The sequence below is a fragment of the Listeria sp. PSOL-1 genome, assembly GCF_902806445.1.
In the GTDB taxonomy this organism is placed as follows: domain Bacteria; phylum Bacillota; class Bacilli; order Lactobacillales; family Listeriaceae; genus Listeria.
Window position 1 is genome coordinate 1,050,481 of sequence record NZ_LR760298.1, and the last position, 21,845, is coordinate 1,072,325.

19 protein-coding genes are annotated in these 21,845 nt (G+C 37.6%); 3 read left to right on the forward strand and 16 right to left on the reverse strand.

Annotation, left to right across the window (positions count from 1 at the left end; translation table 11 throughout):
- Window positions 1–16: 16 nt before the first annotated feature.
- Together G6Q10_RS05115 and G6Q10_RS05120 are read right to left on the reverse strand one after the other, a co-directional pair.
- Window positions 17–1,027 carry a glycosyltransferase gene (locus G6Q10_RS05115; RefSeq protein ID WP_163653688.1) on the reverse strand — a complete coding sequence of 337 codons (1,011 nt, stop codon included), beginning with the start codon at window positions 1,025–1,027 and terminating at the stop codon, window positions 17–19.
- A 12-nt stretch (window positions 1,028–1,039) separates the two neighbouring features.
- Window positions 1,040–2,023 (reverse strand): glycosyltransferase family 2 protein, encoded by a 984-nt coding sequence (locus G6Q10_RS05120; RefSeq protein WP_163653691.1) that lies wholly within the window; start codon window positions 2,021–2,023, stop codon window positions 1,040–1,042.
- A 173-nt stretch (window positions 2,024–2,196) separates the two neighbouring features.
- Here G6Q10_RS05120 and G6Q10_RS05125 point away from each other — a divergent pair, with 173 nt between their 5' ends.
- Complete coding sequence (locus tag G6Q10_RS05125) at window positions 2,197–3,000, forward strand: DUF169 domain-containing protein (RefSeq protein ID WP_163653694.1); 804 nt, start codon at window positions 2,197–2,199, stop codon at window positions 2,998–3,000.
- Between the two features lie 335 nt (window positions 3,001–3,335).
- On the opposite strand, the gene G6Q10_RS05130 is transcribed toward G6Q10_RS05125, so the two are convergent.
- Window positions 3,336–4,091 (reverse strand): hypothetical protein, encoded by a 756-nt coding sequence (locus G6Q10_RS05130; RefSeq protein WP_163653697.1) that lies wholly within the window; start codon window positions 4,089–4,091, stop codon window positions 3,336–3,338.
- 191 nt (window positions 4,092–4,282) lie between these two features.
- Between G6Q10_RS05130 and G6Q10_RS05135 the strand changes: the two genes are divergently transcribed.
- Complete coding sequence (locus tag G6Q10_RS05135) at window positions 4,283–4,885, forward strand: LOG family protein (RefSeq protein WP_163653700.1); 603 nt, start codon at window positions 4,283–4,285, stop codon at window positions 4,883–4,885.
- A gap of 227 nt (window positions 4,886–5,112) precedes the next feature.
- Here G6Q10_RS05135 and G6Q10_RS05140 read toward each other — a convergent pair whose 3' ends face one another.
- The 8 genes from G6Q10_RS05140 to G6Q10_RS05175 all read right to left on the reverse strand — a co-directional run bounded on the left by G6Q10_RS05140 (window position 5,113) and on the right by G6Q10_RS05175 (window position 15,401).
- Window positions 5,113–6,057, reverse strand: coding sequence for a diacylglycerol kinase (locus G6Q10_RS05140; protein ID WP_163653703.1), 945 nt, complete (start codon window positions 6,055–6,057; stop codon window positions 5,113–5,115).
- A gap of 164 nt (window positions 6,058–6,221) precedes the next feature.
- Window positions 6,222–7,016 (reverse strand): class A beta-lactamase, encoded by a 795-nt coding sequence (gene bla, locus G6Q10_RS05145; RefSeq protein ID WP_163653706.1) that lies wholly within the window; start codon window positions 7,014–7,016, stop codon window positions 6,222–6,224.
- A 96-nt stretch (window positions 7,017–7,112) separates the two neighbouring features.
- Window positions 7,113–8,543 carry an Asp-tRNA(Asn)/Glu-tRNA(Gln) amidotransferase subunit GatB gene (gene gatB / locus G6Q10_RS05150; protein ID WP_163653709.1) on the reverse strand — a complete coding sequence of 477 codons (1,431 nt, stop codon included), beginning with the start codon at window positions 8,541–8,543 and terminating at the stop codon, window positions 7,113–7,115.
- Between the two features lie 16 nt (window positions 8,544–8,559).
- Window positions 8,560–10,011, reverse strand: a complete 1,452-nt coding sequence (gatA, locus tag G6Q10_RS05155) for an Asp-tRNA(Asn)/Glu-tRNA(Gln) amidotransferase subunit GatA (protein ID WP_163653712.1) — start codon at window positions 10,009–10,011, stop codon at window positions 8,560–8,562.
- Between the two features lie 21 nt (window positions 10,012–10,032).
- Window positions 10,033–10,326 (reverse strand): Asp-tRNA(Asn)/Glu-tRNA(Gln) amidotransferase subunit GatC, encoded by a 294-nt coding sequence (gene gatC, locus G6Q10_RS05160; protein WP_163653715.1) that lies wholly within the window; start codon window positions 10,324–10,326, stop codon window positions 10,033–10,035.
- Between the two features lie 111 nt (window positions 10,327–10,437).
- Window positions 10,438–12,462, reverse strand: a complete 2,025-nt coding sequence (ligA, locus tag G6Q10_RS05165) for an NAD-dependent DNA ligase LigA (RefSeq protein ID WP_163653718.1) — start codon at window positions 12,460–12,462, stop codon at window positions 10,438–10,440.
- A 16-nt stretch (window positions 12,463–12,478) separates the two neighbouring features.
- Window positions 12,479–14,677, reverse strand: a complete 2,199-nt coding sequence (pcrA, locus tag G6Q10_RS05170; RefSeq protein ID WP_163653720.1) for a DNA helicase PcrA — start codon at window positions 14,675–14,677, stop codon at window positions 12,479–12,481.
- 58 nt (window positions 14,678–14,735) lie between these two features.
- The gene (locus tag G6Q10_RS05175; RefSeq protein WP_163653722.1) at window positions 14,736–15,401 is read right to left on the reverse strand and encodes a geranylgeranylglyceryl/heptaprenylglyceryl phosphate synthase; all 666 of its coding nucleotides are present in this window, start codon (window positions 15,399–15,401) and stop codon (window positions 14,736–14,738) included.
- Window positions 15,402–15,566: 165 nt separating this feature from the next.
- On the opposite strand from G6Q10_RS05175, the gene G6Q10_RS05180 reads away from it, so the two are divergent.
- Window positions 15,567–16,922, forward strand: coding sequence for a sodium-dependent transporter (locus tag G6Q10_RS05180; RefSeq protein ID WP_163653724.1), 1,356 nt, complete (start codon window positions 15,567–15,569; stop codon window positions 16,920–16,922).
- A gap of 56 nt (window positions 16,923–16,978) precedes the next feature.
- Here G6Q10_RS05180 and G6Q10_RS05185 read toward each other — a convergent pair whose 3' ends face one another.
- The 5 genes from G6Q10_RS05185 to purM form a co-directional block, all read right to left on the reverse strand.
- On the reverse strand, window positions 16,979–17,275 hold the full coding sequence (locus G6Q10_RS05185) for a YerC/YecD family TrpR-related protein (protein WP_163653726.1): 297 nt from the start codon (window positions 17,273–17,275) through the stop codon (window positions 16,979–16,981).
- Window positions 17,276–17,420: 145 nt separating this feature from the next.
- On the reverse strand, window positions 17,421–18,680 hold the full coding sequence (gene purD / locus G6Q10_RS05190) for a phosphoribosylamine--glycine ligase (RefSeq protein ID WP_163653728.1): 1,260 nt from the start codon (window positions 18,678–18,680) through the stop codon (window positions 17,421–17,423).
- A 17-nt stretch (window positions 18,681–18,697) separates the two neighbouring features.
- The gene (gene purH, locus G6Q10_RS05195; RefSeq protein WP_163653731.1) at window positions 18,698–20,227 is read right to left on the reverse strand and encodes a bifunctional phosphoribosylaminoimidazolecarboxamide formyltransferase/IMP cyclohydrolase; all 1,530 of its coding nucleotides are present in this window, start codon (window positions 20,225–20,227) and stop codon (window positions 18,698–18,700) included.
- Complete coding sequence (gene purN / locus G6Q10_RS05200; protein WP_163653734.1) at window positions 20,224–20,793, reverse strand: phosphoribosylglycinamide formyltransferase; 570 nt, start codon at window positions 20,791–20,793, stop codon at window positions 20,224–20,226. The genes purH and purN overlap by 4 nt, the downstream gene beginning before the upstream one ends.
- Window positions 20,794–21,840 carry a phosphoribosylformylglycinamidine cyclo-ligase gene (gene purM / locus G6Q10_RS05205; RefSeq protein ID WP_163655755.1) on the reverse strand — a complete coding sequence of 349 codons (1,047 nt, stop codon included), beginning with the start codon at window positions 21,838–21,840 and terminating at the stop codon, window positions 20,794–20,796.
- Between the last annotated feature and the right edge of the window lie 5 nt (window positions 21,841–21,845).

Genomic DNA, 21,845 nt, shown 5'->3' on the forward strand with positions numbered 1-21,845 from the left:
TCCTCTTTTCTATCGTTTATTTGCTAAATTTTTGGGCTGCTTTTTTTAAAGTATAAAAATAACTTGCTAATTTGAATTGAACCTTTCGATTAGCCATTAAAGCGTGATACATCTTTCTTTTAGCTTTTGGTAGCATTTTTAAATTTTCAGGTTGGATGTAAGCATTGATATAGGATACAACGAGCGATCGTATTATCGCTTGCTCTTTTTGCGGTGCTAAAAATAACCATTCAATCATTGAAAACAAGTCAATCATTAAGTATTTATATTCTTTCGCTTTGACTAGTTCAACTGGGACGTTTTGCTCCTTAAAAATTGCATCCACTATTTGCATTGCTTCTAGTCGGTCACGTACCATTTTCAAATTATTTTTTTGCTGCGTAATCGATTTATTCCCACTTGGACGTACACGCCAAAAATAACCGACATCACAAATGACATTCACATGACGTGCATAAACATAGGCAACCATTGTCACGGCGATGTCTTCATAGGTTTTGCCTACTGGAAAGGCCAGTTTATGTTCAAGCCAAAACGTATGCCGATAAATTTTATTCCAAGCAGTGGTATCGTACAAAAGCTCTTTAGTCAAAAAGAGCGTTGTATCTTCTTTGTTCGCCTTCATAAAGCGTTCATGCAAGACAGATGGATAAACACGGTCGCTAGCTAAACGCGCCACTCCGATCGTAACGATATCTGGATTCTCAGCGGACGCATTTTTCATCATCTTTTGATACATATCAACTGCGACTACATCGTCGCTATCAACAAATGTAATGTAATCGCCACTTGCTTCTTCTACCCCGCGATTTCTAGCTGCTGAAAGACCCATATTTTCCTGGTGGATCACATGTATTTGTGGGTACGTTTGTTTTAATTGGTCAAGAAGCCCCTTAGTCTGATCAGTCGAGCCATCATTAATAATAATGATTTCCTTATGTGGGTATTTTTCTTGCAGAATGGATTCAATACACGGGGTAATGAATGCTTCTACATTATACGCTGGTATAATGATACTTAATTTCATATTGCCCTCCTTTTAAAAGCCCGTTTGCTTGCGTCTTAATTCAAATGGATACTTCCAGATTAAGTTTCCAAGCGTAATTTGGCCAGCTAAATAAGAGCGTACAGCCCATTTTTTAAGTTGATTTGTTAAGCCTGTACCAGGATTATACCCGTTTTTACGCCAATTTGGGAAAGCTTGGTACATGGCTTGACGGATTTCTTTTAGTCGTTTCTTTTGGTCTGATTTTGGTTTTAAAAAGATCATTTTTCTTAAAATGGTTCGATAAATGAGATGCTCCATATAAAGGTATTCTATGTCACGTTTATTTTCTTCATATAAATCTAATTTTTCAAGTTCATTTGTCATATTTTCAAGCATCGGAATGACATCAAGTAAATGGGCATTATCCGTTATATTTGACTGTGAATCAGCGCGATCAACAATGTAATAATAAAGGGCATCGTCAATTTGCACAGGATTTTTTGCACGTAGGACCGTTACGGGAACAATACCTAAGTCTTCATACCAATAACCAACTGGAAAACGTAATTCCCGCCATAAGTCACGGTGATAAAATTTATTCCACGGGACACTACCTGCATCCATTAATTTATAACCACTATGTCTTGGAATATATAACTTATCTCCATTTTGATTTACATTATAAGAAGTAAATATCACAAGATCGGCTTGCGTTTTTTCTACTTGTTCAAGGCACGTGGCAACGAGATCTTTAGAAATATAATCGTCACTATCTACCATCATTACATATTCGCCAGTTGCTATATCAAGCCCATGATTTCTAGCGCTCGCTTGCCCCTTGTTCTCTTGCTCAATCAACTTAATTCTAGGATCTTGATGTTTTTTTATTAATTGTACTGAATCATCCGTTGAACCATCATTAATAACAATAATTTCCAAATGTGGATAACTCTGCTTTTCAATCGAATCAAGACAGCGTTCTAAGTATGCTGCTGTATTAAAAACCGGGACAATAACACTTACTAAAGCATTCATAATAAATCTCCTTTAATTAACTTCTTCTTTAGCATACCTTGCTCTCTATTGTTTTGTCCAATTTTCTTACGCTATAGATTGAAATAGCTATCCTCGCACAAGATTTGCTAAGGTGAGATAAGTTCATCATCACCTATTTGTGATATAATGAGCATATAAAAGGAGGTTTATGTATGGAATGGCAAAATTATTCATCCTTAAATAAAAGAATCAATTATTTGCTAGCGCTTGACCGGGAAATTGTTGGGATCTATTTTTTACATCATAAGGAAGATTTTGAACGATTCGATGCCCCCCAGCCAAAAAAGCAAGCTACCTATTGCCGATTTGTTCAAAAAGCAACCGCTGGGGAACCTTTTAAAATTGACGCTAATAATCTCGCTTGTAAAGCAGCAGCGATTTCGCTAGGCTTGATTGATGAAATGGATAAACAGACGGATATCGAACGTTATGTTCATATGGATGTTTATCAAAATTTGGCGGTTAGTAAACAAGTATTAGATGAGATGGTTGGTTGCCAAAAAAAGAACGCTGGTATTGGTATATTGCCGATTAGCTATTGGAAAAAAGACCCTAACATCGTTCTTGTGATAACGAATCCGCATAATGCCATGCGCATGGTGCAAGGAAACGTTTACCATAACGGCCAACTTACCAACATTAAAATGGCTGGCATGCAAGGAATTTGTCAAGAAACCACTTCTTTTCCTTATGAAAGTGGTCAAATGAATATTTCACTCATGTGTTCTGGAACACGTCATGTAGCAAGATGGAAAGATACTGAACTATCTGTTGGGTTTCCGTTCTCCATATTTATTCAAGTGGTTTGTGGACTTGAGAAAACCATGAATTCAATGGAACTTATTGAGAAAAAACGAACGATTATTGAGCGATTAGAGGAAGGAAATGACTTTGATTTTTATGATGTCCGAAAAAAAGAAAATTATTTTCGAGGCGTGTATCGAAAGGATGTTTAAGAAGAATAAATTCATGGGTATAGGGTAATATTGGTTTTGTGTCCTATACTCATGAAAAATAAAAATTATCCGTTTGAAAATCTGTAATATTTTTAACTTTTTTATCTCTCTTTAATTCTTTAGAGATCAATTCTTGTTCGCTAGCACAGTTACTCGTTCCCATCAATGAATCGTAAAGGGCTTCTTTATAAGAATTTGTTTGCTTTTGATAGTAAAACTAGTCAGATAATCGATTTAAGCGTTGATCTAATGAAAAATTGGACTTTTTTACCGATGTTCCTATTATTGTATTTTTGTTAATTAAAATAAGAACCTGAAGCATAATGTTCAAGCACTTATTTTATAACATATTCAATCCCAATAGGTTCAGTAATATCGGCTTGCGTCTTCTCATTAAAAAAGAACATCGCATTTTTCATTACATTAAAATCATAGCGTAAATTTTTGGGGTAGGCTTTTACCTGATTTGCTTTTGTAAAAAAAGTATCGTCAATGGAAGCACTCTTTTTATTAATACCAAGTTTTAAAGTGACAGAAGCTTCTTCAGCCAGTTTATTTGAAAATTGACTAGCAAGTGTTGCTTTAACTGTTGCTTGTTCATTTTTAATGACTAAAGGAATTTCTTTGTTCCCTGTTTCAATTTTTCTTGTTCCGCAATTGATTTGGTAACTTGTAACGCCAGCGATTTCTTTTGCTGTTGGATAGCGATATTGACTGTTATTAATATAGTCAGATACTTTATCAGCAAATATAACTAAGCGATATCCTTTTGCACCGCTAGTATTTATATTTTCATTCGTTAATTTTTTCAGGTAATTTTTATTGGTTGTATTAACGATTAAATCGCCATTTTTTGCTACTTCTACTTGTGTTTCATCTGTTGGGAAAGAAAGAGTCGTCCTTTCAGATAATGGGATAGGTGTTTTGGTTTCTATCCATGCCTTATTACTTGCAATCAGCGTTGTTTTGCTTACTTCAGGTAATACTTCATCAGCTTGAACTCTCCAAAATACAATGAGAATTGCAACAGCAAGAAAAATAATTACAAAAAGAATAACAAAGCCTATATGATTGCGTGGGGCTTTCTCCACCGATTTATTCACCTGCTTTCAAAACTCTTCAAGCCAATTTATTATAATGCCAAACAAGAAATAATACAATATCTTTACAAAAAAGACAACTTTTTTACTATATAATGACAGACATTGTCTATTACTTTTTTACTTTTGGCTTGTTTTAGCTGCGTTTTTTCGATACAATTTGGTTGATACGGGGGTTTGAGATGATGAAAGTTTGTGTTTATTGTGGTTCTAATCCTGGAAATAGTCCAATTTACCGGGAACAAACAAAGCTTTTAGCTAAGGCTTTAAGTGATAAAAAATGTGATCTCGTTTATGGAGGCGGTAGACTTGGATTAATGGGGACCATTGCGAATGAAATGCTTTTTTATAAACGTAGTGTAACTGGGGTAATGCCAAGTGGTTTATTTCGTTCGGAGCTTTTACACCATGGTCTGACCGAGCTTGTTGAGGTGAGTACCATTCCTGAACGTAAATCGGAAATGATGCGTTTAAGTGATGCCTTTATTGCTATGCCAGGTGGTTATGGGACTTTTGAAGAGATTTCTGAAGTATTAAGTTACGCGCAACTAGGCCTTCATCAAAAACCAATTGCTTTTTTTAATGTCAATGGTTTTTATGATGGCTTTCTAAAATGGATCAACGCTTGCATTGAAAATGGTTTTATTCCTTCTGGCCAAGACCAACTGTTCATTCTAGAAAGCGATCCAAAGCAGCTTGTTGAAAAGCTTTTTACTTATCAGCCACCGAAAAAAGTAAATAAATGGCAAGAGCTTGATTCACAAAAAAATGAGTCTGGAGCATAAAAAAGCAAGAGTCAGGGAGATAACGCGATTTAGCTCTATTTTTTAAGAAAATACAATTTAAAAAGCAAAGCATAGATGTTACATGTCGAACACGACAAATCGAGCGAAAGCGTTTGTATTGAAGAAGTCTGCCAGAAACCGGGGACTGTACGTGAGAACCGGAAGTCAGGCAAACTTCTTCAATGCGAGCGCTTATCGCTGATTTATTTTGTGTATCGTTTATTTTTCTATACGGTCGCTGTATCTTCTTTGATCACAGCTAAATCCGAAGCTGGAATAGAACTAATATCTGCAAAAAATTCAATATGTCGGTTTAAATTTGTAAAAGACATTGGGGTTTCTCCACCAAGTTCTCCGTCAAGATTGATGAGCATTTTTTCAGCGGAAGTCACCATCACTTTTTGCGATTTAACATAGATCACATTGGGTTCCTTAATGTGATCACCGCGTAATGCGAGAGTGACTAAGCGAATGAATTCTGGCAAGCCAACTTTCTTAACGATGATGAGAGAAAATTTGCCATCATCAAGTTTAGCGTCAGGGGCTATTTTTTCAAAGCCGCCAATTGAATTCGTTAGGCCGAGAAGAAAAAACATGGCTTCTCCCTCAAAAATTCCATCATCATATTCTACCTTGACCCTTGTCGCTTTTAATGAAGGGAGCATTTCAATTCCTTTTAAATAGTAGGCAAGTTGCCCAAGCATCGTTTTTAGCTTGCTTGGAACATCATAAGTAAGCTCTGTAATCCGCCCACCACCACCGATATTGATAAAATATGTATCATTTGCTTTCCCAATATCCATGGCGACACTTTTACCGCTAGCGATGATTTTAGTAGCCTTTATTACATCGCGTGGAATATGTAATGCACGTGCAAAATCGTTCGTTGTCCCCGTTGGAATGATACCTACTTTTGGTCGATAGTCTTTTCCAGCAATGCCGTTAATGACTTCATTGATTGTCCCGTCCCCACCAGCAGCAACGACTAAATCGTAATGTTCAGAAACGGCCAACTCTGCTTCACGCTTGGCATCTCCTGCTTCGGGTGTTGTTGCATGAGCGGAGGCAGTATAGCCAGCATTTTCTAAAATATTTAAAACATCTGCTAAATTTCTTTTTATAATTTCTCGACCAGATGTTGGGTTATAGATGACCCGTGCTTGTTTGTTCATTAGTTTCATCCTCTCTAAAACAAAAAACGCCACAGATTGGATAAGTAAAATTTCTTACTGGGCGTCTTTATTATAGCAAAAAAACTTAGGTTTTACTATTGTTCGTTAGCAAGATGAAACGGAATAACTACTAATTTTTATCCAATATCACTTAGAACCTACTTTTATAAAGAATAATATTCGCTTAGTAGCTTAGCTGCATCCGCAATTAGCTGATCATGATATTGATCTTCCTTTTTAACCATTTTTGAAAATATGATCCAGACAAACGGCTTCATATCATCTTTAGAGCTAAAAATGACAGCGATATCATTCCTTGTACCATACGAGCCTGCACCTGTTTTATCGCCTACAATATAGCCATCGGGTACCCCTGCACGTATTAGGTGATCACCTGTTGTATTCTCAATCAATGTTTTTTTGAAATAGGCTAAAGCTTCATGATTCATATGGCTTGGATCCATTAAGAAAGATAGGTCTTTTAAAAAGGCTGTTGGAGTCGTTGTATCTCTTATATCAGAAGGAACTGCGCTATTTAAATCTGTCTCATACCTGTCTGAATGGGTCACTTGATCGCCTATTTTTTCTAATGCGTTTTGAAATTCTTTAGGACCATTTAACTCATTAAATAATAGGTTCCCTGCTGTGTTATCACTATATGTTATAGCTGCATGAATAATTTCTCTTATTGTCATGCCACCAGAAACATGGTCTTGAGTAATTGGTGAATAGGTGACTAAATCTTCTGCTGTGTAGAAAATACGCTTATTTAACTGTTCATTGGTATAATTTCTGAGGATGATGCCACTAATGATCGCTTTATAAGTAGAGGTAAAGGCAAATCGCTCTTCTTGATTATAGGTTATTTCTTTTGTGGTCTTTGTATCGATGGCATAAATACCTAAAGTAGCTTGATACTTTTCCTCTAATCTTTTAAACTTACTTTCAATGGTTGTCATTCATTACGCCTACCTTTCTTCTTTCCTAATTAAAAAAGCACTTCGCAATAACATGATTTCTTTTTGGTCACTCATGTACTGCGAAGTGCTATTTTTTTAGCGTTTATTCATTTCATCTAATAAAATCTTATTTACCATAGGCGGGTTCGCTTGCCCTTTTGTTGCTTTCATCACTTGCCCAACAAGAAAACCAACTGCACGATCTTTACCATTTTTGAAATCAATGATGGATTGCTCGTTACTATCTAGAATTTCGGAAATAACCTTACGTAATTCCCCTTCATCTGAAATTTGAACAAGCCCTTTTGCTTTGACAACTTCTTCTGCATTACCACCATTTTCTGCTAATTCGCGGAAAACTTTTTTGGCAATTTTTGATGAAATCGTGCCATTTTCGATGAGTTGGATCATTTGCGCAAGATTGGCTGGTGTAAGTCCTGTATCTACTAGCTCTTTTTGTTCAGCATTCAAGTAGGCAGATACTTCACCCATTAGCCAGTTGGAAGCTTGTTTTGGCTCAGCACCAATCGCTACGGCCTCTTCAAAGAAATCCGACATTTCTTTTGTGAGTGTCAGCACCATCGCATCATAAGGTGGCAATCCAAGATTAGAAATATAGCGTGCCTTACGCTTGTCTGGAAGCTCTGGGATTTCAGTACGAATGCGTTCTTTCCAAGCGTCATCAATATAAAGATCGACTAAATCTGGCTCTGGGAAATAACGATAATCATCAGAACCTTCTTTTACGCGCATTAATGTTGTTTTACCTGTAGCTTCTTCATAACGACGTGTTTCTTGCATGATCACACCGCCAGCCATCAACACTTCCGCTTGTCGTTTTTCTTCAAATTCAATCCCACGGCGTACATTGTTGAAGGAATTTAAGTTTTTTAGTTCTGTTTTTACACCAAATTCTTCTTGTCCTACAGGGCGAATCGAAATGTTGGCATCACAACGCATCGAGCCTTCTTCCATTTTCACATCGGAAACGCCAGTGTATTGAATGATTGCTTTTAATTTTTCAAGATAGGCGTAAGCTTCTTCAGCTGAACGAATATCTGGTTCTGACACGATTTCAATCAGCGGTGTGCCTTGACGGTTAAGATCGACTAGTGAATATCCTTGTGAGGTATGCGTATTTTTACCGGCATCTTCTTCAAGGTGAAGGCGCGTTATGCCAATTTTTTTCTTTTTGCCACCAACTTCAATTTCGATAAAGCCGTGTTCGCCAATTGGTTTATCAAATTGAGAAATTTGATACGCTTTTGGATTATCTGGGTAAAAATAATTTTTGCGGTCAAACTTTGTATGTTTCGCAATTTCGCAATTGATGGCCATGGCTGCTTTCATCCCGTATTCAACAGCGCGCTTATTTAAGACAGGGAGCACACCAGGCATACCTAAATCAACAACGGTTGTGTTTGTATTCGGTTCTGCACCGAAATGAGCAGGAGCAGAAGAGAAAATTTTTGATTCAGTTTTTAATTCAACATGTACTTCAAGTCCAATGACAGTTTCAAAATTCATAACTCATTCTTCCTCCTTATAGTGATGGCTTCTCTTTATGGAAATTTGTTGCCTGTTCGAAAGCATGAGCAACTTGATAGATCTTGCTTTCTTCAAAATGATTCCCGATAATTTGTAGCCCAACAGGCAACCCGTCTGAAAATCCACATGGAATAGAAATTGCTGGTAGCCCAGATAAATTAATTGGAATCGTTAATAAATCATTTAAATACATCGTAATTGGATCATGAATCATACCGTCAATAGCAAAGGCAGTTGTTGGTGATGTTGGTCCAATAATCACATCATATTCGCTAAATACTTTTTCAAAATCTTGTTTGATCAATGTACGTGCTTGTTGTGCTTTTTTATAATAAGCATCGTAATAGCCAGAGCTTAGGGAGTAGGTTCCAAGCATAATTCGGCGTTTTACTTCATTGCCAAAGCCTTCGGAACGTGTTTTTTTATAAAGATCTTCTAATGAATTGACGTTTTCAGAGCGATAGCCATAGCGAACGCCATCAAAACGAGATAAATTTGAAGAAGCTTCACTGGAGGCTAAAATATAATAACTGGCAACACCATATTCAGAATGTGGTAAAGAAACCTCTTCACAAGTAGCTCCTAATTGTTCTAACGTTTTCAGCGCTTCTAAAACAGCTGTTTTTACACCAGGGGCTACTCCACTACCTAGATATTCTTTAGGGACGCCGACTCTAAGTCCTTTGATATCATCGGTTAATTTTTTAGTGAAGTCTGTTTCCGGTCGGTTAATCGATGTAGAATCATTTTCATCTACGCCACTAATCGCTTCAAGCAAATACGCGTTGTCTTCTACAGTGCGCGTAATTGGGCCAATTTGGTCAAGTGATGAGGCAAAAGCAATTAAACCAAAACGCGATACACGTCCGTATGTAGGCTTCATACCAACAACGCCACAAAAAGAAGCTGGTTGACGAATGGAGCCGCCTGTATCTGTTCCTAATGAAAATAAAACTTCTGAAGCAGCAACGGACGCGGCACTGCCACCAGAGGAACCGCCTGGAACTTTGGTTAAATCCCAAGGGTTGCGTGTTTTTTTGAAATAAGAAGTTTCAGTTGATGAGCCCATCGCAAACTCATCCATGTTTAACTTACCAACGTTAATCGCTTGTGCTCCTTTTAATTTATGCATAACAGTGGCGTCATAAATAGGGTCAAAGTTTTCTAAAATCTTACTTGCAGCTGTTGTGCGTAAATTTTTAGTGACAATGTTGTCTTTAATTCCAATTGGCAATCCAGACAACATATTATTCGGATCAACGCCTGCATCCCCTAGCTCAGACGCAACGTCAAAAGCGGTTTCTTTATTTAATGTAATAAAAGCGCCAACTTTATCTTCTACTGCTTCAATTCGCTCAAAGGATTCTTTTACCAAATCAAATGGTGTAATTTCTTTTTTAACGAGCAATTCATGTAGCTCTTTTACTGAGTGTTCAAATAAGCTCAAAATCGATTCCCTCCTAAACTGCTATTCTTCAATAATGGTTGGTACTTTAAACATGCCATCTTGTGTTTCTGGGGCATTTTTTAATACGTCTTCACGTGGTAAGCCTGGTTTTGAAACGTCTTCACGTAGTACATTTGCGATTTCAATGGCATGGGAAGTTGGCTCAACACTTGTTGTATCAAGTTCGTTTAGTTTTTCAACCATTTCTATAATTTTACCAAGCTGCCCGGCAAAAATATTTGCTTCATTTTCTGTTACTTCTAGTTTTGCCAGATTTGCTACTTTTTCAACCGTTTCTTTGGATATGTTTGTCAAAACGCCATCCTCCTTTTAGTTCAACTTTGTTTTTTTCACTAATGTTAGAATTATATCATAGACAAGCTGGGTTTGTAGAGCATATGTCTATTTTGGGCTAAAAATTCCAGCTTAGTCTCCTTCGATTTCTTTTTCTACTTTATCTGGTAAATAGTTTAGTAAGTCATCTTCACGCCAAATAGGAATACCAAGCTTTTCTGCATTCTCTCGTTTTGTTCCTGCATCTTCCCCGGCAATAACAATATCTGTCTTTTTACTTACACTTCCAGCGACGTCTCCACCTAGATTTTCAATTAACGCTTTGGCGTCATTTCTTGTTAGCCGAGTTAGTTTTCCTGTTAAGACAACTTTTTTACCTGAAAAAACAAGTTCTTCATGAGCGCGTTCTGCGGGTTTTGGCCCGGTATAAGTCATATTCACGCCTGCTTTTTTAAGTTCATCCATCAATTCATGAACCTCATCATTACTAAAATAGGTGACTATACTGTCTGCCATGATATCCCCAATATCAGGAATTTCTGTTAGTTCTTCTTTAGATGCCTTGCTTAATGCTGCTAACGTATCAAATTGAATGGCAAGCGTACGCGCAGCTTTTGCTCCAACGTGGCGGATACCTAAACCAAATAATAGCCGTTCCAAGCTGTTTGCTTTGCTTTTTTCAATGGAGTCAAGCAAATTTGTTACAGATTTTTCGCCCATTCGCTCTAAATCAAGCAGTTTTTCTTTAGAAAGAGAGTATAAATCGACAACATCCTTAATGAATTGATGTGAAAAAAGTTGCGTGACAACTTTTTCACCTAATCCATCAATATTCATTGCATTCCGTGAAACAAAATGGATCAATCCTTCTTTGATTTGAGCGGGGCATTTTGGATTAATACAGCGAAGGGCAACTTCATCTTCTAAACGTACAAGTTCACTTTGACAAGCGGGACATTCTTTTGGCATGTGAAAAGTAACTTGTGTACCATCACGTTTTTCTGGAAGGCTTCGAATAACTTCTGGGATAATATCGCCTGCTTTTTTAATCACTACGGTATCTCCAATGCGAATATCTCTTTCATGAATTAAATCTTCATTATGGAGGGATGCTCGGCTTACGGTTGTTCCTGCTATAAAGATTGGATCAAGGATAGCAGTAGGTGTTACAACGCCGGTCCTTCCTATGTTTAACTCAATTCGCTCTAACACAGTTCGGACCTCTTCTGCTGGAAACTTATAAGCAATCGACCAACGTGGTGTTTTAATCCGTTCGCCCATTTCACGCTGCTCGCTTAAACTGTTTAACTTCAGAACAATCCCATCAATATCATAATCTAACTGTGTCCGTTTTTCCGTCCATTCTTCAATGTAAGCAAAAACTTCGTCCATCGTTTGGCAAACGCGGCGTTCTTTATTTGTTTTTAGTCCAAGTGAATGGAGCATATCTAAGCCATCACTATGTCTTTTTACACCCATTTCGCCAAAATCGGAAACGGCATATAAGAAAATATCAAGATTCCTTTGTGCGGCGATTTTTGTATCCAATTGCCGGAGTGAACCCGCAGCTGCATTCCGTGGGTTAGCAAATAGTGTATGCCCTTCTTCTTCACGTCTTTCATTTAACTTTTTAAATGAGTTTTTAGGCATAAAAGCTTCGCCACGAACTTCAATGGAATAAGGTTTTTTTAGTTTCATTGGGATTGAACGAATGGTACGTAAATTTTCCGTGATATCTTCACCGATTGTGCCATCTCCACGTGTTGCGCCTTGTTTATATTGCCCATTTTCATACGTAAGTGAGATAGCTAGTCCATCGATTTTCAATTCGCACATATATTCCCTGTCTTCACCAACTTTTTCGCGAATTTGTCTGTCAAAGTTTAGTAGGTCTTCTTTATTAAAAGCGTTAGCAAGGCTTAGCATTGGTTTCCCGTGCCGCACTTTCGTAAAACCTTCAAGCACTTCACCACCAATACGTCTGCTTGGTGAATCATTTGTCACCCAGTCAGGATGTTTTTTTTCGATTTGTAGTAATTCCTGCATGTATTTATCATATACGGCATCTTCTACGGTTGGGTTATCTTCTACGTAATATTCATGGCTGTATTCTAGAAGCAGCTCTTTTATTTCCTGATAACGTTTTTTTTCTTCCACTTCTTATCCACCTACTTTAAACTTTTTCAATTGGGGCAAACTCTGCTAATAAGCGTTTTACACCAGTTGGGCTTGGAAAGGCAATATCAAGTTCCATATTATCCCCTTCTCCTTTTACGCTAACAACTGTTCCGACTCCCCATTTTTTATGACCAGCTTTATCTCCTACACTCCATCCAAATGAAGAAGCTCCTGATGCGTTATAGTTAGCCACTTGCTTTGGCATGATTCTAGCACGAGAAAATGGCACATCTTGTATGCGACTTTCCTGGCCTGTTTCAAGTAAGTCTTGGGGAATTTCACCGATAAAGCGCGATTCTTTGTTTGAAGCTTGGCGTCCATAAAGCATCCGCGAATAAGCGCTTGTTATAAAAAGTTCTTCTTCTGCACGTGTAATGCCTACGTAAGCAAGACGGCGTTCTTCTTCCATTTCATCTTCTTCAAATAGCGCTCTTGAATGAGGGAAAATCCCCTCTTCCAGTCCTACTAAAAAAACGACTGGAAATTCTAAGCCTTTTGCGGAGTGAAGCGTCATCAAAGTGACTGATCCTATTTGTTCACCCTCTTGTTCTTCTAATTTATCAATATCTGCAACAAGTGCTAAATCTGTTAAAAATGAAAGCAATGATTTGTCATCATTTTCTTTTTCAAAATTTTGTGTAACGGATAAAAACTCTTCGATATTTTCAAGGCGTGCTTCAGCTTCAAGTGTTCGTTCGTTTTTTAGCATTTCACGGTAACCTGATTTATCAAGTACTTCATTAACAAGTTCTGTCACTGATAAAAATTCCTGCATTTCCGTAAAACCGCGAATGAGCTCATAAAAAGCGGCTAACTGTTTGCTAATTTTAGTTGAAAGACCGACTAACTCGATCCGTTCCAGCACTTCAAAATAAGTCATATCATAAGCAGCTGCTGTTTGGGCAATTTTATCGAGTGAAGTAGCACCAACACCGCGTTTTGGAACATTGACAATCCTTGTCAAACTAATGTCATCATCATTGTTTGAAATCAAGCGTAAATAAGCCAAAATATCTTTAATTTCTTTACGGTCATAGAATTTCGTCCCACCAACCATTGTATAGCTGATATTTGATTTCATAAAATATTCTTCTAGTACACGTGACTGTGCATTTGTCCGGTACAAAATCGCAAAATCGGAAAGTGGACGTTTATTAGCTTTTATCTCTTCTTGAATTTTGCTGACAACATAAGTTGCTTCTTCTTTTTCTGTTAATGCTTTATGATAGAAAATCTTTTTTCCTTCATCTTTTTTTGTCCAAAGATTTTTCGGTTTACGATTATGATTGTTTTCAATGACATGGTTTGCTGCTTCAAGAATGCGTTTTGTTGAGCGATAATTTTCTTCAAGTAAAATGACCTTAGCACTTGGGTAATCTTTTTCAAAAGAAAGGATGTTTGTAATATCTGCACCACGCCAACCATAAATGGATTGATCAGAATCACCAACAACGCATAAGTTACTAAGCCTTGCAGCAAGGAGCTTTATAAGTAAGTACTGTGCGTGATTGGTATCTTGATATTCATCCACATGAATATATTGAAATTTGCGCTGATAGTATTCTAACACATCTGGTACTCGTTCAAAGAGGCTGATGGTTACCATAATCAAATCGTCAAAATCAAGCGATTGGTTTTTTTTCAACTTCTTCTCATAAAGTGTATAGACTTCGGCTACCATTTTATCGTAGTACCCTGTTGCTTCTTTTTCATACGCTGCTGCTGTTATCAGTTCGTTTTTAGCATTGCTAATTGAAGCGAGGATCCCGCGCGGTTCAAATTTTTTACTGTCAATATTCTTTTCTTTTAAAATTCCTTTAATGACAGAGAGCTGGTCGCCACTATCTAAAATGGTAAAATTACGCGCATAACCAATCCGATCAATGTCACGGCGTAAAATACGTACACACATTGAGTGGAATGTGGAAATCCAGATACTTTCAGAAGTACTACCTAAAAGCGAGCCAATCCGTGCTTTCATTTCACGTGCTGCTTTATTCGTAAATGTGATTGCTAAAATATTATAGGGGTTGACTTCTCGTTCTTTTATCAGATAAGCGATTCTGTGTGTTAAGACACGCGTTTTTCCACTGCCTGCACCGGCCATAATTAAAAGTGGTCCTTCTGTTGTTTCTACTGCATTTTTCTGTTCGGGGTTAAGCCCTGCTAATAACTCTTCTTTATTCCATTTCATTTTCCCACCACCATACAAACATTTGTTCTTATTTTAACATAATTTGCTTCAAAATGCTTTACTTAAAGACCATAGCTGTTTCAAGCGCTGCTGCAAAATCCTCATAAATGATATTTCCAACTACAATTGTATCAGCAAACTGCGCCATTTCAAGCGCTTGTTCTTTTGTTTTAATTCCACCGCCGTACCATAACTTCGCGCGCTTTAACACCTCTGAAACGGTACGAACGACTTCTTTATTTCCATAGATGCCGCTATATTCTAAATAAACAACAGGCATTTGAAAGAGATTGTCGGCAATCTCAGCATAAGCGATAATATCAGCTACGGTTAAATCGGTCTTTGCTTGTGTTAAAGTAGCTACTTTGCTTTCTTTATTTAAGATAATATAGCTGACAGATGTCATTTTATCCCAAGGCAAAAACCCGTGGAACTGCTTAACAACCTGATGGTGCTTCTGATGTAGCCAAGCCACATCATTTGTATTTAAAACACTAGGGATTAAAAACAAATCGCAAACAGGTAAAATGATATCAGGCTGACTCACTTCTAAATAAACGGGAAGTTCTGTTTCAGCAAAAAGTTCATATGTAGCAACAACTAATTCATGTGTCAGGTTATCTGTTCCACCAATGATAAATCCTGAAGTCCCGCTTGATTCAAGCTTAGATACTGCACCGGGTGGTAATTTTTTCGCTGGATCAATTTTAAATAAATGCTGCAAAAAGTTATCCCCCTCATGTATTTTCTTGCTTTTTTATTATAGCATTAGTTGTGCTTCCGTTCATCTATCCTGTAAATATTTTAACTTATTTAAATAAAGCTATATGGCTTTACTTGAAATTATGGTATGATAAAAAAGATTAACTGAAAATAAAGGGGAGTTTTTATGGAACAAAGTAGAGAAGAATGGAGTTCAAAATTAGGGTTTATCCTTGCCTCTGCCGGGTCAGCGATCGGCATTGGCGCTATTTGGAAATTACCATATGTGGCAGCAACTGCTGGTGGAGGAGCCTTTTTTCTACTTTTTTTACTCATTACTGTATTCGTTGTTATGCCACTTTTAATTGCTGAGTTTATAATTGGTCGTCATTCTAGAAAAGATGCGATCGTCGCTTATGAAAAACTAGCGCCAGGTACTAAATGGAATTTGATCGGTCGCCTTGGTGTCATTGGAGCAAGCATTCTATTTTCTTTTTATAGCGTTGTTGGTGGTTGGATCATTACTTATTTATTTAAAGCGGTCACCCTAACGATTCATGGTACGACTCAAACACAATTGTTAACTGAATTTGCGAATACAACGGCCAATCCTTGGATTTCGCTTTTAGGGACATTTGTTTTTATTTTCTTGAATGTTCTTGTGATTAATCGTGGGGTTGTTGCTGGCATTGAGAAAATGAATAAAGTGATGATGCCTGCACTTTTTATTTTATTTATCGTCTTAATTATTCGTTCACTGACGCTACCTGGTGCTATGAGTGGGGTTAGTTATTTTTTAAAACCGGATTTTTCTCATTTTACAGCAAATACCATTTTAATTACATTGGGACAAGCTTTCTTCTCACTTAGCGTTGGATTATCGGTTATGGTGACCTATAGTTCTTATCTGGATAAAAAGACTAGTTTACCTGGTTCTGCTTTATCTGTATCGCTAATGAACATGGTTGTGTCGCTACTGGCTGGGCTTGCGATCTTCCCTGCTGCTTTTTCTTTTGGTATTAAACCCGATGCAGGGCCTGGACTATTGTTTGTCATCTTACCAACCATTTTTAATCAATTACCATTTGGAACCTTCTTTTTTATCATCTTTTTAATCTTGTTTGCCTTTGCCGCACTAACTTCAAGTTTTTCACTACTTGAAGCGATTGTTGCTCCACTGATAACAAAAGGAGCCACAAGAAGACGTGCAACAAATTGGATCGGCTTATTGATTGTTATTTTGGCAATTCCTTCAGCACTTAGTTTTGGCGTTTTAAGCAATATCCATCTTTTTGGATTAACCTTCTTTGAACTAGCCGATTACTTAGTCTCTAATATCATTTTGCCATTTGGAGCCTTTTTCATTGCGCTTTTTGTAGGCTATCGTTTACCTAGAGCTGTACTATTTGAAGAGTTTACGGCAAGCAATCATTTTGGGAAAAAATTGTTTATCATTTGGTTGTTTGTGATCCGTTTTGTAGCGCCTCTTGCGATTATTTTTGTATTTTTATCGGCTACCGGATTGATTAAGTTTTTATTTTAATGGTTTGTAAATAAAAAGATGATTTCTACTTTTCTAGAAATCATCTTTTTATTGATTCAACTTTGCTCTTTCATCCGCTCAAAAATCTTTAAATACATATCATTCCCATAGTTAAGTGAACGTTTCACACGAGAAATGGTCGCTGTACTTGCCCCAGTTTCCACTTCGATGACGTTATAAGTTTTACCTTCTGAAAGCATTTTTGCAACTTGAAACCGTTGGGACATCGATTGGATTTCATTCACCGTGCAAACATCATCAAAAAAAGCATAGCATTCTTCTAAAGAATTTAATGTTAAAACGCTTTTAAAAAAATCATCTAAACCTTCTCCGCGCAATTTTTCGATTTGCATACGTATACCTCCGATTATCGTTCAATCATTACTTTCATATTTTAACGTACCAACGCGTGAAAAACAACTTTTTTATCTTTCCAAATTGAATATTTAGTTTAAATTTAGATAAAAGGTCGGCTTTTATTTGATGCTTTGCTTCGATTTACTCCTCTCCGCCGATATCAATTCGGTAAAAAAAAGAAGGAGTATCAAGCTTTTCCATTTCCTTATAAAGTTGTTGACGTGCGTCAGTCATATCTTTTGCTTCAAGTGTGAGGAGCAAGACACGTCCTCCATTTGAAATGAATTCACCGGCTTCATTTAAATAAGTTCCTGCGTGATAAACCGTAACTTCAGCACTTAATTCTGTTAATCCAGTTACTAAATGATTTTTCTCATAAAAAGCGGGATATCCTTTACTGGCAAGCACAATCCCCAAATTGACGCCGGTTTCTTTAAAAGTCACAACGGGCTCCTCATCGTCAAGTAGCGCTTGGATAAGCTCAGCAAAGTCACTTGTAAGCCGCGGCAATACAACTTGTGTTTCCGGATCACCAAAGCGTGCATTGAACTCAATCACTTTAACACCACTTGATGTCGCCATTAAACCAGCATATAAAACACCACGGAAAGCACGATTTTCTTGAAACAGACCATTTGCCGCTTTCACAAGGACATTTTGAATGGCTTCATCGACTAGGGCTTCTGAAATTTGTGGAACAGGCGAGTAAGCTCCCATTCCGCCTGTGTTTGGCCCTTTAGCTCCATCATAAGCACGCTTGTGATCTTTCGCTACTTCCATCGGGTAAATTTTTTTGCCATTTACAAAAGCCATTAACGAGAATTCTTCACCTACTAAAAACTCTTCAATCACAACTTTTTCTGATGCTTTTTCAAATTTATTTTCAAGTAGCATTTCTTTTAAAGCAAGTGTGGCCTCTGCTAACGTCATCGCTACAACAACGCCTTTTCCATCTGCTAGACCATCTGCTTTAATGACAATTGGAGCGCCTACTTGATTGACATAATTTTGCGCATGCTCATAATCAGTGAATGTTTTTGAAGAGGCTGTTGGAATTTGATATTTTTGCATAAACTGTTTAGCAAAATCTTTGCTTCCTTCAATGAGTGCTGCTCGTTTTGTTGGTCCAAATGCTTTGATTCCCGCTGCTGAAAAAGCGTCTACCATTCCTTCTAAAAGTGGCACTTCAGGCCCGATAATGACAAAAGCGATGCGATTTTCCTTAGCAAAGTTGATTAATTTTTCAAAGTCCATTTCATTGATGTTAGGGCAAATTATTCCTTCTTTTACTAGCGCATCACTTCCAGGCGCACAAAACACTTGTGCCACTTTGTTAGATTCTAATAGTTTTTTACAGATTGCATGTTCCCGTCCACCTCGACCAATGACAAGTATATTCACTGTCTATTCACATCCTTTTAATGTTTGAAATGGCGTATATTGGTTAGTATCATTGCGATTCCGTATTGATCAGCCTTATCAATAGACTCTTTATCACGAATGGAACCGCCTGGCTGAATTATTGCTGTTATTCCAGCTTTTGCTGCAGCTTCTACTGTATCACTCATTGGGAAAAAAGCATCTGAGGCTAGAACAGCTCCTTTTGATTTTTCACCTGCTTGGGAAATTGCAATTTGTGCTGCGCCAATACGATTCATTTGGCCTGCACCAATTCCTACTGTCTGCGTGTCATCTCCAATCACGATGGCATTCGATTTCACGTGCTTCACAACATTCCACTGCATTTCAAGTGCTTTTCGTTCGGTTTCAGTTGGTTTTTTTTTGGTCACCACTTGATACGCTTCAGGATTTTCAACAAGTGCATCTGCGTCTTGCAGTAAAAGCCCACCATTTATCGAAACTTTTTCAATGGCTTGTTTCGACTTAGCGAAAGAAGTTGTTAACAAACGAATTTTTTTTTTCTGACTTAATAGCTTAAATGCCTCTTTTGAAAAACTTGGTGCAATAATGATTTCTAAGAAAAGCTCGCTCATATGTCTTGCTGTTCGTTCATCTACTTCTTGGTTTAAAGCGATGATTCCACCAAAAATCGAGATTGGGTCTGCTTCGTAAGCCTTAAGATAAGCGGATTCAATGGTGTTTCCCCTACCAACACCACATGGATTCAAATGTTTCACAGCCACTACGACAGGGCCGCTAAATTCAGCGGCAATGTTTAAAGCAGCATTTGCATCACGGATATTATTATAACTTAAAGCTTTTCCATGTAGCTGTTTAGCGCAACTTATCGTATTTTCTTTAGCAAAAGGCACTGTATAAAAAGCGGCTTTTTGATGGGGATTTTCCCCGTAACGAAGTGTTTCTTTTAACGCATACGCAAGTGTTATCTTTTCAGGGAATTTTTCTTGCGTGATCTCTGTTAAATAGTCTGCGATCAGTGCCTCATAAAAAGCTGTATGTCTAAATACTTTTGCTGCTAATTTTTCTCTAGTGACGAACTCTGTTTGCTTATTTTTTTGATATTCAGTAATGACAGTTAAATAATCATTTGGGTCAACAACAACCGTGACATCTGCGTAATTTTTTGCGGCAGAACGAAGCATTGCTGGGCCGCCAATGTCAATTTGCTCAATGGCCTCATCTAAAGAAATCTCTTTTTTAGCAATTGTCTCTTGGAAAGGATATAAGTTAACGCAAACCAGGTCAATTGGACAGATATTTTTTAACTCGAGTTGCTTCATATGCTCTGGATCATCCCGTTTAGCAAGAAGGCCCCCGTGAATGTGAGGGTTTAATGTCTTGACGCGTCCATCTAACATTTCTTGAAAACCAGTCACAGTTTCAACAGATGTAACAGGTAGGTTCGCCCGCTCAAGCGCCTCTTTCGTACCACCCGTTGAAATAATTTCAAAACCAATATCAACTAATGATTTAGCAAATTGAATGATGCCCGTTTTATTAGAAACACTTATTAGCGCCCTTTTCATAAATCATCTTCCTTTTCTAAAAAATATCGCTTAATCACTTCTTTATAAAAATGATGTTCTACTTGATGGATTTTGGCTGTTAATGTTGCTTTTGTATCGTCTTTTGCTATGCAAACTCGTTCTTGCGCAATGATTTCACCTGTATCCATCCCTTGGTCGACAAAATGGACCGTTACCCCTGTTTCATCACTTCTAGCTAAAAGCGCCTGGCCAATCGCATCTTTCCCAGGGAAGTTTGGTAAAAGAGAAGGATGGAGGTTAATCATACGACGATCAAAGGCTTTCAAGAGAACAGGCCCAATTAAGCGCATATACCCAGCCAAAACGATGAAATCAATCTTCATCTTCTGCAAAAGTTGTAATATTTCTTGTTCAAAATGTTCCTTATTCGGATAGTCTTTCGGTTTAAAAGAAAAATACGGGACTCCTGCCTGTTTAGCGCGTTTTAAAACCCCTGCTAAAGGGTGATCACAGACAAGCAGTTTAATATGTTTTTTTAACCTAGCATCGTCCACCATCGCTTGAAAGTTCGTGCCCGCGCCAGAAGCAAAAACCGCAATCCTCATTTACTCTCCTCCCTCAGTAAAAATGACAGAGGCTGCTTTTTTTGGAACCACTTGTCCAATTTGATACGCTCTTTCTCCAGCTTTCGTTAGCACTTCTAGCACGCCCTCTGCATCTTTTTCTGAAACGGCAAGGACCATTCCAATTCCCATATTAAAGATTTGATACATTTCCATTTCTAGTAAATCCCCATGCTTTTGCAAACTTGTAAAAATAGGCAACATTGGCCAACTTCCATGTTTAATTTCTGCAGCCAAATCCTCAGAAAACATGCGTGGTAAATTTTCGATAAAACCGCCGCCAGTAATATGCGAAATGCCATGAATGTTGTATTTCTCAAAAAGTGCTAAAACAGGTTTGACATAAATTCGTGTTGGTTCAAGGAGCTCTTCTCCAAGTGTTCGCTCAAATTCTGGTAATCTTTCATTTAAAGTAAAGTCATGATCTTTAAAATAGATTTTTCTAACTAAGGAAAAGCCGTTGCTATGAATCCCACTGGAGGCAAGACCGATCAAAAGATCCCCTGCCTTAACTTGTTCTGCTTGAATGAGTTTTTTCTTCTCTACTGCTCCCACTGCAAAACCTGCTAAATCATAGTCTTCAGTCGCATACATATCAGGCATTTCAGCTGTTTCTCCGCCTATTAGTGAACATCCGGATTGCTCACAACCATCTGCTACACCTTTTACAATTTGTTCCATTTTGCTAGGGTTAATTTTTCCTGTAGCTAGATAATCTAAAAAATAAAGTGGCTCGGCACCTTGCGCCAAAATATCATTCACACACATGGCAACACAATCAATACCAATGGTGTCATGTTTTTTCATTTGAATAGCCAGCATCAGCTTCGTACCTACACCATCTGTTCCTGAAACAAGTACAGGTTCTTGCAAATGAAGCTTACTTAAATCAAATATCCCACCAAAAGAACCAAGTGAATGAACTGCACCTAAACGTTTTGTCCGTTCAACGTGTTTTGTAATTCGTTCCACCACTTCATAACCAGCTTTCACATCAACGCCTGCACGGCTATACGCATTTCTACTCATCATGT

Bases quoted from the DNA above. Each gene is read 5' to 3' on its own strand.
- purM (WP_163655755.1), bottom strand. From the start codon at position 21,840: ATGAGTAGAAATGCGTATAGCCGTGCAGGCGTTGATGTGAAAGCTGGT.
- gatB (WP_163653709.1), bottom strand. From the start codon at position 8,543: ATGAATTTTGAAACTGTCATTGGACTTGAAGTACATGTTGAATTAAAA.
- purN (WP_163653734.1), bottom strand. From the start codon at position 20,793: ATGAGGATTGCGGTTTTTGCTTCTGGCGCGGGCACGAACTTTCAAGCG.
- bla (WP_163653706.1), bottom strand. From the start codon at position 7,016: ATGACAACCATTGAAAGTAAGTTTAAAAGATTAGAGGAAAAGTATCAA.
- G6Q10_RS05140 (WP_163653703.1), bottom strand. From the start codon at position 6,057: ATGAACAAACAAGCACGGGTCATCTATAACCCAACATCTGGTCGAGAA.
- G6Q10_RS05120 (WP_163653691.1), bottom strand. From the start codon at position 2,023: ATGAATGCTTTAGTAAGTGTTATTGTCCCGGTTTTTAATACAGCAGCA.
- pcrA (WP_163653720.1), bottom strand. From the start codon at position 14,677: ATGAAATGGAATAAAGAAGAGTTATTAGCAGGGCTTAACCCCGAACAG.
- G6Q10_RS05185 (WP_163653726.1), bottom strand. From the start codon at position 17,275: ATGCAAATCGAAAAATTGCGCGGAGAAGGTTTAGATGATTTTTTTAAA.
- G6Q10_RS05135 (WP_163653700.1), top strand. From the start codon at position 4,283: ATGATGAAAGTTTGTGTTTATTGTGGTTCTAATCCTGGAAATAGTCCA.
- G6Q10_RS05115 (WP_163653688.1), bottom strand. From the start codon at position 1,027: ATGAAATTAAGTATCATTATACCAGCGTATAATGTAGAAGCATTCATT.
- purH (WP_163653731.1), bottom strand. From the start codon at position 20,227: ATGAAAAGGGCGCTAATAAGTGTTTCTAATAAAACGGGCATCATTCAA.
- G6Q10_RS05180 (WP_163653724.1), top strand. From the start codon at position 15,567: ATGGAACAAAGTAGAGAAGAATGGAGTTCAAAATTAGGGTTTATCCTT.
- G6Q10_RS05125 (WP_163653694.1), top strand. From the start codon at position 2,197: ATGGAATGGCAAAATTATTCATCCTTAAATAAAAGAATCAATTATTTG.